16 protein-coding genes are annotated in these 12,937 nt (G+C 37.5%); 4 read left to right on the top strand and 12 right to left on the bottom strand.

Annotated features, from left to right (window positions below; all coding sequences use genetic code 11):
• Positions 1-86: 86 nt before the first annotated feature.
• The gene (locus C9J34_RS08045) at positions 87-347 is read right to left on the bottom strand and encodes a hypothetical protein (RefSeq protein ID WP_107839344.1); all 261 of its coding nucleotides are present in this window, start codon (positions 345-347) and stop codon (positions 87-89) included.
• A 72-nt stretch (positions 348-419) separates the two neighbouring features.
• On the opposite strand from C9J34_RS08045, the gene C9J34_RS08040 reads away from it, so the two are divergent.
• Positions 420-710 carry a hypothetical protein gene (locus C9J34_RS08040; RefSeq protein ID WP_107839343.1) on the top strand — a complete coding sequence of 97 codons (291 nt, stop codon included), beginning with the start codon at positions 420-422 and terminating at the stop codon, positions 708-710.
• 11 nt (positions 711-721) lie between these two features.
• Here the strand turns inward: C9J34_RS08040 and C9J34_RS08035 are convergent, their stop codons facing one another.
• Positions 722-2,209, bottom strand: coding sequence for an ABC transporter substrate-binding protein (locus tag C9J34_RS08035; protein WP_193768936.1), 1,488 nt, complete (start codon positions 2,207-2,209; stop codon positions 722-724).
• 97 nt (positions 2,210-2,306) lie between these two features.
• Between C9J34_RS08035 and C9J34_RS08030 the strand changes: the two genes are divergently transcribed.
• Entirely contained in the window at positions 2,307-3,473 is a 1,167-nt protein-coding gene (locus C9J34_RS08030) for an MFS transporter (RefSeq protein WP_193768935.1), read from the top strand.
• A 271-nt stretch (positions 3,474-3,744) separates the two neighbouring features.
• Here C9J34_RS08030 and C9J34_RS08025 read toward each other — a convergent pair whose 3' ends face one another.
• The 5 genes from C9J34_RS08025 to C9J34_RS08005 all read right to left on the bottom strand — a co-directional run bounded on the left by C9J34_RS08025 (position 3,745) and on the right by C9J34_RS08005 (position 6,839).
• Positions 3,745-4,446, bottom strand: a complete 702-nt coding sequence (locus C9J34_RS08025; RefSeq protein ID WP_107839340.1) for a class I SAM-dependent methyltransferase — start codon at positions 4,444-4,446, stop codon at positions 3,745-3,747.
• 534 nt (positions 4,447-4,980) lie between these two features.
• Positions 4,981-5,463: an SRPBCC family protein gene (locus C9J34_RS08020; RefSeq protein ID WP_107839339.1), complete on the bottom strand. Its 483-nt coding sequence runs from the start codon at positions 5,461-5,463 to the stop codon at positions 4,981-4,983.
• 89 nt (positions 5,464-5,552) lie between these two features.
• Positions 5,553-5,753 carry a cold-shock protein gene (locus C9J34_RS08015; RefSeq protein ID WP_004230088.1) on the bottom strand — a complete coding sequence of 67 codons (201 nt, stop codon included), beginning with the start codon at positions 5,751-5,753 and terminating at the stop codon, positions 5,553-5,555.
• A 241-nt stretch (positions 5,754-5,994) separates the two neighbouring features.
• Positions 5,995-6,285 (bottom strand): DUF1033 family protein, encoded by a 291-nt coding sequence (locus C9J34_RS08010; RefSeq protein WP_238600599.1) that lies wholly within the window; start codon positions 6,283-6,285, stop codon positions 5,995-5,997.
• An 83-nt stretch (positions 6,286-6,368) separates the two neighbouring features.
• Positions 6,369-6,839, bottom strand: a complete 471-nt coding sequence (locus C9J34_RS08005) for a hypothetical protein (RefSeq protein WP_193768934.1) — start codon at positions 6,837-6,839, stop codon at positions 6,369-6,371.
• Between the two features lie 121 nt (positions 6,840-6,960).
• On the opposite strand from C9J34_RS08005, the gene C9J34_RS08000 reads away from it, so the two are divergent.
• A complete protein-coding gene (locus C9J34_RS08000) occupies positions 6,961-7,596 on the top strand; it encodes a CGNR zinc finger domain-containing protein (protein ID WP_193768933.1) in 636 nt (211 codons plus the stop codon).
• Positions 7,597-7,641: 45 nt separating this feature from the next.
• On the opposite strand, the gene C9J34_RS07995 is transcribed toward C9J34_RS08000, so the two are convergent.
• From C9J34_RS07995 to C9J34_RS07985, 3 genes are read right to left on the bottom strand one after another with little or no spacing between them, the layout of a single operon-like run.
• Positions 7,642-8,439 (bottom strand): sugar nucleotide-binding protein, encoded by a 798-nt coding sequence (locus C9J34_RS07995; RefSeq protein WP_107839336.1) that lies wholly within the window; start codon positions 8,437-8,439, stop codon positions 7,642-7,644.
• The gene (locus C9J34_RS07990) at positions 8,436-9,077 is read right to left on the bottom strand and encodes an HAD family hydrolase (protein WP_107839335.1); all 642 of its coding nucleotides are present in this window, start codon (positions 9,075-9,077) and stop codon (positions 8,436-8,438) included. The genes C9J34_RS07995 and C9J34_RS07990 overlap by 4 nt, the downstream gene beginning before the upstream one ends.
• A 16-nt stretch (positions 9,078-9,093) precedes the next feature.
• Positions 9,094-9,717, bottom strand: coding sequence for an NUDIX hydrolase (locus tag C9J34_RS07985; RefSeq protein WP_107839334.1), 624 nt, complete (start codon positions 9,715-9,717; stop codon positions 9,094-9,096).
• A gap of 91 nt (positions 9,718-9,808) precedes the next feature.
• Here C9J34_RS07985 and C9J34_RS07980 point away from each other — a divergent pair, with 91 nt between their 5' ends.
• Positions 9,809-10,504 (top strand): aspartate/glutamate racemase family protein, encoded by a 696-nt coding sequence (locus C9J34_RS07980; RefSeq protein WP_107839333.1) that lies wholly within the window; start codon positions 9,809-9,811, stop codon positions 10,502-10,504.
• Between the two features lie 62 nt (positions 10,505-10,566).
• On the opposite strand, the gene C9J34_RS07975 is transcribed toward C9J34_RS07980, so the two are convergent.
• Positions 10,567-10,962: a VOC family protein gene (locus C9J34_RS07975; protein WP_238600598.1), complete on the bottom strand. Its 396-nt coding sequence runs from the start codon at positions 10,960-10,962 to the stop codon at positions 10,567-10,569.
• Positions 10,963-11,063: 101 nt separating this feature from the next.
• Entirely contained in the window at positions 11,064-12,557 is a 1,494-nt protein-coding gene (locus C9J34_RS07970) for an ATP-binding cassette domain-containing protein (RefSeq protein ID WP_238600600.1), read from the bottom strand.
• Positions 12,558-12,937: the final 380 nt, after the last annotated feature.

Raw genomic sequence — 12,937 nt, 5'->3', positions numbered from 1 at the left:
TAGGTGGGCGATAACTGTCCGTAAAAGCCCGATTGGTTCAACTAACAATCAGTGCGGGATGAGGAAAACCCCCACTGATTGAAGTTTCACTTTATCATTTCAATTATAATCACAGTCAACAAAGCACTGCCTAAACCTACGGCTAAAAGCATCAACACGATTGTATCTGTAATCACTTCATATCTTTTAGAGATGAACAGCATTTTTAAATAAACGAAAGCAATGCTAATAGCGAATAGAACAGCTGGTATATATTTGAAGAATCTCTTCGATTTTTTCTGGCTAATTTTATAAAGAAACACAGCAATAATAAGTATGCCAATTGATAGTAAGAAGTAAAGGTTCATATTTTAACGATACCTCCAATTAACCAATTTTACCATATATCATTGTAGTTTTAAAAAGTCGAGGTGAAAAAGATGGATAAGTTGCTAACATGGTTTCCTTTTATTTTATTAATTTTACTGAATTTATTGATTATTAAATCAGCAAAAAGCTCGGCAGAGAAATGGATAAGTTCAGGTTTACTCATGATGCTTTTAGGTGCGCCTGTTTTATTTATTGTATCCTTTTTCATCATTGGGCATCTATTTCATGATGCATTCGCCTCTGGTGTGGCGGCGATTATTTATAGCTCTACTCTATTCGTCAATGGATGCATTTTGCTGATTAAAGGCTTTTTTACAAAAGGGGGTGAAAAATTTCAGTGAGTTTGCCTCCCTCATCCTTTTTCCTCACTTTCACTCATCCAGCATTTTGTCAAATTTGGATAACCGTAAATCGTTTCTGCACTTCTTCTAAAATTACTAGGATAGTATATTTCACGAAAAGACGTATATAAAGGCGTAGACCATGTGTGGTCCAAACCGGTGGATAACGGATGCTCTTTGTCATTTTCTAAAATAAAGGGCGGTACGGGATATTCCCCCATTATTAATACATCTGCTTTTTCAAATAAATGACGAGTAGAAATATCCTCAACGGTTTGTTTATTTACTTCGATTGCTACATTTCGCTCCTCACAAAATTTCTGTAAAGCGTCCACAAATTTCGATTGATTGACAATATAGCTAATCTGCACGTTCTCCATAGTTACATGTTGTGTGCTAGGTAACTGTTCATCAATACATGAATATTTTAACGAGTCCACTTGCTCAATTTGTTGTGCAAACTGCTTTAATATGCCAAGCAGAAAAAGGCGAGCTTCTCGCTTCTGCCACTTTTTAGAGAAAGGGTTTAAATAGGCAGAGATAATGCCACCTAACTCCACATAGCGTTGATATTGCTCTTCATTTTGCTGCATCGACCATTGCAGCTGTCTTTGTAGTGTTGAAGGAATCGTAATAAATTGAATATGCTCGATTAGTGCTTGTGCAAGGTGGTATTGAACATAGGCTGTTAATCGCACTTCTCCTTGTGCATTTTGAATAATTTTATACGCACCTGTTCCGATACGTTCATCTAATGGATGCTGTAGGCTAAAATTCAATTGAGTAAAAAGTGTCAGTAACTCGTCCTCTCCTCCTGAGTAAATCATTTCAAAAGTCGTGTTTGTTCGCTTTTTAATGCTCTTTACTTTGCGGTAAAAATAGCTATATTTCTCTAACTGAAACGTCTTTGTAATCGATTGGATGATTTCCTCTACTGTCACTTTCTCTCCGTTATGCCAATAAATAAATGGACGGATATAGAAAATAAAGCGCTCCCCAATCTGCTCCCAATGGTGAAGTATATCCTCATCATGCTGCGTTACAAGGCGACTATAAACATGGGAAAGTACCCAGCCACTTTCCGTATCCCTATAATGATGTGGATGAAGATTTAAGCTTTTACTATAAACAGGTATTGTCAACATTGTTTTCATTTGATGCTCGTTGAATATCAGATGCTCTGTTAACAGTGTCGCTACTGTTTGCTGAAATCCTTCTGAGAAGTAAGCCATATAAATGTTTGCTAACCTCGTGAAATTTTTTTGCTGGAATTCCTGTTTCAGCCTAAGAAGCAACTGTTGCTCCACATCTTTTTGCCATTGAATCGTTGATAAATGCCCTCTTCCTTTTCCCGCACAGTAGCAAATCCAGCCCGCCTCTTGCCATTTTTTCAGTTTACGTGTTACTTGCTTTGTACTGAGTTGCATTTTGGTACTTAGCTCATAAATAGATAGCTGTTCATGACGCAGTGACCATAGTAATTGTAATGCCTGTTCCAATCGCATCCTCCTTAAAAGTGGACATTTATTTGGCAAATTGTCCATTTTTCTTTTAATCTGTCTGTTTTATTATAACAGTTGAAAGGACGTGTTGCTGTTGAGGTATTTAACAAAGGTCATTTGGATACAGGGGTTACTCGATTTCGCTCTATCCGCTTATTTTATTTTTATTACATGGGGGCTGTATGAACAAACAGAAAATATCGTATACACAGGGTTATTTGTGGGATTGGGCTTTTTGCCAAGCTTATTATGTATGCCCTTTTTCGGCGTTTTTGTTGACCGTTATCATAAAAAATATTTGTTACTCGCTGCATTTGCTACTATATTCATAACAATAGCTGCTGTTATGATTTGTTTTGATGATTTATCGCCTATTTTATTAATTGTATCCAATATGGTACTTCAATTATGTGGATCACTCATTCGTCCAGCGATGCAAGCCTATATATCAGCACTTTTTAACAAGGAACAGCTTATTGTCACCTTTCAAAAATCCGCCTCCTACACAATTATTGGTGGTATTTTAGGCACAGCGATTAGTAGCTTTTTCATTACGCAAGCGGTCGTAAGCATACTAGCTTTTACGATTATAAATGCCATCTTCATTGCACTTTCTTTGCTGTGGCGCTTGCCCAAAGATAAGCTTGTTATATACCGTTCTAGATATTCCATTTTCAAAGAAATGCGCGCAGGCTTTACATACTGCTTATCAAGCTGCTTTTTCCTCCAATTACTAATCATCATGATGATTGGACAATTAATTTATCATACCACTGTTGGATTTTTGGCTGCTTATACGTATGAGGTTTTGAAATCTAATGCAACGCTTTACGGACTACTTGAAATCACCTTGTCCATTAGTGGTGTGTTAGCAGGGCTACTTGGTACAAAATATATAAAAAATTTTAAGCAATTTTCTCCCATAATTATGATGGTAGGATTAATGCTTAGCCTTCTTTTATTAGCATTAGATACAACGATTGCTTTTACCGTGATTGGTTGTGCCGGCATTGGTTTTTGTACAACGTGGATACGCACCACTTTCCAAGCGATTCAACAAATAGCTACAGCACAACAATATCACGGTAGAGCCGCAAGTATACGCATGTTTTTTAATCAAGGATGTATTGTGTGCTTAACGCCTATTTTCGGCGTACTCGCTGAACGATTTTCGGCTCACTCTATATTTTTTCTATTAGCTAGCATTAGTGTTATTGGTCTGTTTCTTTGTAGCACACAGCAAGTGCGTAAACAATTTTAAGGAAAAAATTCCTTCAATGAAAACAACGTGAGATATCCACAGCTTCAATATTAATCAAGGAAGATATAATCTTGAATTATTATAGGTATTTTAAGAACCGTTAGTGAACAAACCCCAAACGAATAATTATCCGCTTGGGGTTTCATGTGGAGTTCTAATGATTATTTTCCATTGCATCATACTAAAATCGAGGTCTTGTATCTGCTGTTGCTGCTATACTTTCACAACAGAAAAACGTTTCGATAGACAAAAGCAGGATCAATCGTATCTTTTACTTTTTAAAAATAGCTACAATAAATCCATCTAAGCCAAACATTGTGCTTGGTTGTTCAATTGGACGCATTGCGCGAATTTCAATTTCTTGAAAAGCATTAAAAATCGCTTGTAGCTTTTCTTTCGTATAGCCTAGCCCACCTTGCAAGCTTCTTTGACGATAAACTTCCCAGTCCGATATTGTGGAACCACCATATGCACCATTTTCAGCAAAGCAATTAACCGCAAAATAGCCTCCTTTTTTCAATGCCTTCTGTACTATTTCAACATATTGTAAACGGCGATGTGGGGCAATATGATGTAAGCAACCTGCATCATAAATAAAATCGTAGTGATTTTCCTTTAGTGGTAGCTCAAATAGATTGGCTTGCTCAAATTGAATATGAACTTGTGCCTCCATAGCTCGTTCCTTTGCCCATTGTAAAGCAACACTAGATAAATCCACCGCATGTACATGAAACCCTTGCTTTGCTAAGTAAAGAGCATTTCTACCAGCACCGCAGCCTAGCTCTAAAACCGTCCCTTTTTGTAACAAACCTCGTTCAAAATATTGCACTAAATTTTCATCTGGTGCATTTACGAAAAACGGTACTTTCTTTCCTCGCTCCTTATAAAACTCATTCCAAAACGCTGTCGGCTCACGTAGCATGTCATCTAGCATAATCATCAAATCTTCCGTTGTTGTCATTAATTTTGTCATTGACAGTCCACCCCTTTCCGTAATTTAAGTATAGATGAACCTACTTTATGTCATGTTACAGCATGAATCAATTACGCCTCGGCGTAATTGCGTCCAGATTTTTTGAGCGCGCTCAAAAACTCCCCTTCAAAATCTGTGACATCCGCCGGAGGCTTTAACTTCTTTCAGTCGGTGTTTGAACACCCGCTGAAGCAGGTCTAATGCTGGCATTCATCTCGCCACCTATAGAGGGTGGGAGACTTCTGCTGAAAGAAGTTAAAATGAATTTAAATACGCAAAAAACGATTGTGATAAAGTATCATAATTAGCCTATTTTGGGCTGTTAGCATCGTTTTATTCATCGAAAAAATACTTAATTGATTCACTCTATTCAACCTTGAAAAAGAGTCTAGAAGTGATTGTCATCATCCTGACGATATACAGTATTATTCCAACGTTCATTTAATGTTACAAATATTACAAATTTATGACACGAATTCTGCATAAAAAATAGATAGCGCATATAAACTGTATGCTCTACCTACATTTATTCCCTTACATTTCTTTTAGCAACTCCGTGTACTCTCCGTAATACTTCTCCCAATCCTTCATTGGAAATTCTTGCTCACTCGCGCCTTGCAAAACGCCTTCAAATAGCTGTAAGCATATATGCCAGCCTGCTAAATCCTTTGGGGTATGTGCGGTTAGCTCTTGGATTGTTTCGGTTAACGTTAACACAGTGCTTGCCTCTGACAATTGTAAATCAAATCGCACATGGTCCTTGTCCCATTCAAAGGCAAATAATTTTGGCTCTTCATAATCCGTAATTCTCATGTCGATGAAAGCATCTGTGCCGTCTAGCATGTGAAAATGCATTTTACCATTTTTACGGGCATCCACAATTTCTAAATTACCCATCCATTGTTGTAAATGATGATTTTCTGTTAATACCGACCATACTTGTTGTATGCTGTATGGGAACGAGCGTGTAAATTGGGCAATGATTTGCTGCTGGTGTCGTGAAATTGTTGCAAGCATTGTTTACCACTTCCTTTATAGGATATGAAAAAAGCACTTCCCATTACAGGAAGTGCTTTGGATTAACGATTTACATTTAATTCTAAGAATTAAAGTTTAGTTACGTTAGCAGCTTGTGGTCCGCGGTTGCCATCTACAACTTCGAATTCCACTTTTTGACCTTCGTCAAGAGTTTTGAAACCTTCGCCTTGGATTGCAGAGAAGTGTACGAATACGTCGTTTTCGCCTTCTACTTCGATGAATCCGAAGCCTTTTTCTGAGTTAAACCATTTTACTGTACCTTGTTTCATTTGAGAAAACCTCCAAAAAATAAAGTGAACAATATGGAATTGTTTACCGAAATAAAAAATTCACATATTACAAAGAGTACCGTCAGTTACACCGATCACTCTTTGTAATATGTGAATCCATTGTATCCGGTCAAGCAATCTTTATTGTTAATTTAATTATACCATCATTTTACACTATGTCAATTTATTTTCTTGAATTTTTTTAAAATTTTCCTTTATTTCTGTCAATTGCAGCAATTGCTTATTTTTTCGATTTAACCTTAATTAAACCATGATAAATTTGTGCGTCTTCATCACATGCGTCACAATATTCGCACTCATTTTCCGTCCAAAAAGCAACATATATTTCATGCTTTACGGCCACATTTTCATACTGTGCTCGGTATTGCATGAGCATTTCTTGAAAAGCTTGTTCTAATGCCTCTTCTGTTTCGTAAAAGTATGTCTCCTGAATCGTTTCTTCCCAGCCTTCAAATTGCCACCATGGCTCATAATCGGCCTTCATATAAATAATTTTATACAGCTTAGACACCCTTTCATACACTTACATAACTGTTATTTTAATCGTATTGTTTAAGGATGTCTAATGAAAAGATTACTTAACCTTTTGTTCATTTATTTTTCTTTTATGATCTTTAACATTTGTCGGATGGCTCCAAGGTGATAGGCTGAATGAGCTAAAGAAGGTATCACAACATTGATAAGGACTTCATTTTCCTCAATAGCATCAAGCGATTGTAAAAGTACTTGATACTCATTGTGTAAATCTTTTTGAATTTGAGCCCATTGCCTCTCATCTACCGCATGAATCTCCCAGCTTTTCTCCCATTCCATTTTCGGCTGCTTTCCAGTATTTAATATGCCATTCGTTCCCCACATATGATAACGGATATGATCCATATGCGCAGCTAATGTTGTGCCATGGATGGCCAGTGAAGCTTCATCGCAATTACTTTCCTCCAACACGCCAAAGATACCTGAATTTGGCTCAGGGTTGGTGAACCAGCTTCCTTTCACAGGCATTGGTGGACCTTCAAATGTTTCCTTTATCATTACTTTAACTGAATTTCTTAATGTTTCGTCCATATTTACTTCCTCCAGCCACACTTTTATAACCTTCTATAATACTTTAGATGGTTATATTATAAAATTTTTGATTCTAACTGTCAAACTCTCTTATAATAGTTATGATAAGGGGGCATTGCAGATGTCTAAAATAAATACCGATGCAGTCACTTTTATTGGTGAACGATTATGTTTAAATTTTGCGAACACCGCTAGCTGGCATAATAGAGAGCAGCCAATTGAAAGGCTAATAAATTATGAAACACTTGTCTATTGGAGTAAGCAGATGGAAATTATCACGCTTTCTCAAGAAAAGCATTTGCTTGAGCAGGCAGAAATTTCTCCACATCAAGCTGAAAAAGCGCTTGCAAATGCGATAGAATTGCGAGAAGCTATTTTCCGTTTATTCAAAGCAGTAGCTACTGGTCAGCAGGGCAATTCTTTAGATTTAGCTATTTTAAACAAATATGTAAATCAAGCGTACAGCTTAGTCGAAATTACTCCAAAGAATCGTGGATATGCTTTCACATTTTACAAGGGGCAACAGGAAATGAATTGTATGCTGTGGCCAATTGTACAGTCAGCAGTCAACCTTTTACTTTCAGAAGATATCAACAGAGTGAAGCTATGTGAAGGAGAGCCTTGTGGAGTATTGTTTTGCGATGTAAGTAGAAATAAAAGTCGCCGTTGGTGTTCAATGGAGGATTGTGGTAACAGGGCAAAAGCGCAACGTCATTACAAAAAGAAAATAAGTCAAAAACAATTGCCAAAAGCGTAGCAAGAAAATGGTTCTAGCCATCACTTAACTGACTAGAACCATTTTTTAATTCGTTAAATAAGCAATAATCTGTTCATTTGTTATATACAAATCACTTGGTAGACGATTTGGTTGCTCGGTTTTTAAGCCAAAATAATAGGTGCTTTTCGCATCTTCATATGGCACAGGCTCCATTGCCACTTGTTCAGGTAACAATTGTTCATAAAAGGCACTTTCCGTCAGCATATCCGTTGCGCCTAAATGAATGATGCCTGATAGCCCCTTCTCCAAAATAAAGCGCAATTGTTTAGCGAGCTGTACGTCTAGTAGAAAATTCCATTGTAAATTGCTATAAGGCTTGATTGGCTTGTTCATCGCAATGTCTTCCTTCAGCTTGCGCAAACGCAGACAATCCTTGCCCCATATACCTGGTATACGCACGATACAGCAACGCTCCTGTAAGCTTTCCATCAGCATGTTTTCACATGCAATTTTGAATTTGCCATAATCCGATTTCGAAATCGGTGTATCACTTTCAGTATGATGCCTCGTCAAATCACCATCAAAGACATTTGTTGTGGATATAAAATACAGTGTCGTTTGCAATGAATTGGCTAACTCTTTATGTAACGCAAGCTGTTTCGCATAATCCCCTTGTAAACTGGATATAACGATGTCAAGCTGAACCGCTTCTATAATTTTTGACACCGCACCTTGCTGAAAGTTCAAATAAAATTGCTTTTCTTTAGGCAAATTTACCGCTGACGAAAAATACGTACCATAGACATCAAAATGGTGACGACATTCCTCCACTAAAGCTTTCCCTACTAACCCGCTTGCGCCTAAAATTAATAGTTTTTTCATTTCATCTCCCCTATTAAATCCTTAAACTGTGCGACATGCTCCACAATATGGTGAGGGGCTTGCATAAATGCAGCCGTTTGATAATCAGGTAGCCAATGTACCCCAACCGTCTGTACGTTTGCCTGTAAACCAGCAACAATATCCGCCTCGCTATCACCTACAAAAATCGCTTCTGTATAGTCAACTTCTAATAAAGCTAATGCCTTAAATAAGCCTTCTGGCGCGGGCTTTGGCTCCACTACATCATCCCCTGTAATGATGACATCAAATAAGCCATCCATCTGTAGTGCCTGCAAGGAAATATCCAAGCTCCTTCTTGCCTTCCCTGTGAAAATAGCAAGCTTCATACCCGAATCTTTCAAATCATATAGTAGCTCTGTAATTTCATCATTTGGCTTGACAAATTGCGTATGACTTTCCGCATATTTTTCATAATAAAGCTCAATGGCCTCTGCTTTATTTGGATTTTGCAAATTTTCTCGAATAATCCCTGTTTCAGAAGGACCGAACATTTTCACAATATCCTCAGATGTTAAATCTTTATCATCAAATTGCTTAAAAACACTTTGAAACGCATAAAAACATATTGGCAATGTGTTTGCTAACGTTCCATCAAAATCGAATATAATCGCTTTCATTTGAATTCCCCCCTATTTAGTCAAAATACACTTCTTTATGTGGATTGAAGCCGTATTCAAACATCAACTTTATTTGCTCTAGGGTATTTCTTCTATTTGATAAGCGTAAATCCTCTATTTGCTGTAAATTAAAAAAGGCCACATCCTCTGTTTCCAAGCCTGTGCTTGTTTCTCCACTTACAATTGCACATTGAATAAATATTTTATAAATATAGGAGAACTCTGGTGCAAAATTATGTTTATACTTATCCATAATCGCTAGCACTCTCATTGGCTGTACGGTCAAACCGGCCTCTTCCTTTACCTCTTTTACAGCGACTTCACTTGGAGATAAGCCGATATCTGCCCATCCTCCAGGTAACGCCCAACAATTATCGCTCTTTTCTTTTACTAACAATAGTTGTTGCTGGTCATTAAATACGACACAGCGGATATCTGTTTTCGGCGTCGCATAGCCCTCCTCAGCGGAAAAAATCACATTAATTTCTTCGTAATTAAGCGTGGTTAACTGCGCGATTAATTTTTTCGCCATTGCTTCTAATTCTATGTATCGTTCTTCATCATACGGGTCTTTTGTATAGGCTAATCCAGTTTGTGTAATGCCCCTTATTTGATTCAATATTTTGATTATTTCTTTCATCCTATCACTCCTCGCTTGTTAAGACGCATCCTATCTTTTTGAAGTTGCAATTTGTTATAATATGTTTATTCACAAGGTGGAGGGAAATCGTATGAAAACAATCGGGCTTATTGGTGGCATGAGCTGGGAATCCTCAGCAGAATATTACCGCATTATTAACCAAGAAATAAAAAAGAGATTAGGTGGCTTACATTCAGCAAAATGTGTATTGTATAGCGTCGATTTTCAAGAAATTGAGCATTATCAAGCAGAAGGAGCATGGGAAAAAGCAGGTGATGTTTTAGCGAATGCCGCGCTCTCCCTACAGAAAGCTGGCGCAGACTTTATTGTGATTTGTACAAATACAATGCATAAAGTAGTGGAGCAAATCGAAGAACAAATAAGCATCCCAATTTTACATATTGCAGATGCAACTGCAACACAAATCAAAAAAATAAATATAAGCACAATTGGCTTATTAGGCACGAAATATACGATGGAGCATGATTTTTACAAGGCTCGCATCGAAGCAAGTGGCATCAATGTATTAATACCCTCACAAGCAGAACGAGCACGTATCAATCAAATTATTTTTGAGGAGCTATGCTTAGGCATTATTCAGCCCACATCACGCACGTTTTACCAAGAGGTCATCCACAATTTAGTGGCGGCAGGAGCAGAAGGTGTCATACTAGGCTGTACCGAAATTGGCTTATTGGTCAAAAAGGATGATGCGAGCATTCCTTTATTTGATACGACTGTTATTCATGCATTGGAAGCGGTAAATAAATCGTTGTCTGAAAAGTGACACGCTCGTCCACTTTCAGACAACGATTCGCAAACAGGGGGTTCACAGCCCCCTGAGATTGCTTAGCCATGTATCCCATTGGAATTCATTAAGACAATTCTCCAACCATCAGGGTCTTCAAAGGTGATTCCTAACTCATCCCAATACGGATTTTCTGGTAAAACAGACTTATATCCCATGGCATTCAACCGATTTGTCATTTCTTTTATTATTTCAAGATTAGGAAGATAAAATACTAGTAGATTATCTTTAGTCGGCGCAGGACATGGACTACCATTTATATGTTGAGTAAACTCCAAATGATAATCAAATCCAGGTAGCCCAATCATCACACCATCATATCCTGCATGGCCTTCAAAAGAACCGATTTTTCTTAAACCTAGCCCTTCACAATAGAAACGTACTACTTCGTCAAGTTGGTTCGTAGGACGTGCTATTCTTATTTGCGCTATTTGCATCATATAGTCCCCTTTAGCAAAGCTTATTTTGCTGCAATGTCATACGACCATTTTAACAAAATCTAGTTAGCTAAAAAATTAGACCTTTGATTGATGTATACTCACTTGTCTTCCTTGATTAATTGAATTTTCTTCGTCGCAATCGCATCAACATAGTGCCCATTATGGTCAATGCTAATCATCGTTGGTTCATATTTCTGAATGGCAGCAATCAGTTGATCGATGACGAATAGATCAAGATGGTTCGTCACTTCATCCCATGCAAATACCGCATTTTGCCTAAGCAATGCCTTTGCTAAAAATGCTTTTTTTGCCTGTCCCGCGCTCCATGTGGCACTAGTTCTATCTGTAAATTTTGAGCGCTCAATGCCTAATTGACGTAGCATATGCCAATATTCCTCACGCTCCCCTTTCGTTAATTCATCAACGATAGCTAAATAATTTACATTATCCGCACTATTTTGATGAAATATGGACGTATTTTCTGGTAAATGAATACGATAATCACCAGCTGTGTCAAATGACTCTACACCTAAAATAAATTTTAATAACGTTGATTTTCCAGCACCATTTTCTCCTTCAATAAAAAAACGCTCATTCGGATAAACATCTACAGTAATCGGCTTAAATAGTGGCACACCATCTCTTAAAATTGTAAAATCTCTGAAAAATAATAGCTGCTTCTTTGGCTGTGCAACATGCATTTTCAGCTCAGCAGGCTTTTCGATATTATCAATTAAACTCACCTTTTCTTCAATAAGTACCTCCGTGCGCTTTTTAATCGCCTTTGAGCGCTTCATATGCTTTGCTGCTGTTCGCCTTGCTGCTGCATCATTCGAGCTTTGTTCCTTTCGCGTTCCCCAATCGCTGACACGTTTTGCGACTGCATCGAGCCTTTTAATCTCGCCTTTTAGCTGTGTGTTCATCTCCTCTGTCAAACGATCCGCGTTGGCCTTTTCATATTTCCATGTCGCAATATCTCCTTTGATTAAGTCAATCGACGCTTTGTTAATGGCGAGTATATGATCGATGCATTCATTTAAGAAGCTTTCATCGTGGCTAATAACAATAAAGCCTTTCTTGCTTTTTAAATAGTTGCTGACAATTTTTCGGCCATGTAAATCCAAATTATTCGTTGGCTCATCGATTAAAGGGAATGCATGCTCATTTAAAAACAGTGCAATGAGTAGTATTTTTATTTGCTCACCACCGCTTAAAACACCAAACGGTTTATTTAAAATCGACGTTGGCAAATCCATCAACGCCAGCTCACGCTCAATCTCCCAAATTTCCGCCTCCTCAAAGATAGCTAAAACTGTTCGTTGTGTGTCTGGATATGTAGGAAAATAAGTAAACATCAAATGCGTTTGAATCGTCCCCTCGTAGGCAAGTTCATTTAACAAGAGCTTAAAAAAGGTCGTTTTCCCTCGCCCGTTTCTCCCTACAAGTCCTAGCTTCCAATTTTCATGAATATTCAACTGCAAATCTTTGAAAATTGGCTGCATCATCGTATCGTATTGAAATGTTACATTTTTTACAAGTATGTTGTTGGTCATCATCATGTCCACCTTTTCTTTAGATTGGTGTACACGCATAGACAAAAAAATCCTCCTGAAAAAGTTTTCAGAAGGATTAGAATTCCATATGTAATCAATTGCGCCTTGATTTAGGTTTTTAAACTCTGTGCTCTTCGTTTTATTCCAGCTAGAACACCTGCTGAAATACCATCAAGCTATTTTCGCGTTTGAGAAATGGGCATACTAATCCTATTTTAGTTGAAAATGCGTATACATTTTACATGTAAAAATAGAATTATTTGCTCATGCTCCATCCATCATCCCTTCGAAAATATTTTTATTACTATAGCATTAACGAAATAAAATTACAAGGAATGGATTATTGAGGCTGTTCAAAAATTTAGACAAGCTCCTATTTTGAGTTTAATTGAGCGAATATGGTTGCCTTGCGGGCGAAT

The organism is Metasolibacillus meyeri, from assembly GCF_003049505.1.
Classification (GTDB): domain Bacteria; phylum Bacillota; class Bacilli; order Bacillales_A; family Planococcaceae; genus Metasolibacillus; species Metasolibacillus meyeri.
This window is presented reverse-complemented; position numbering and strand designations above follow the sequence as displayed.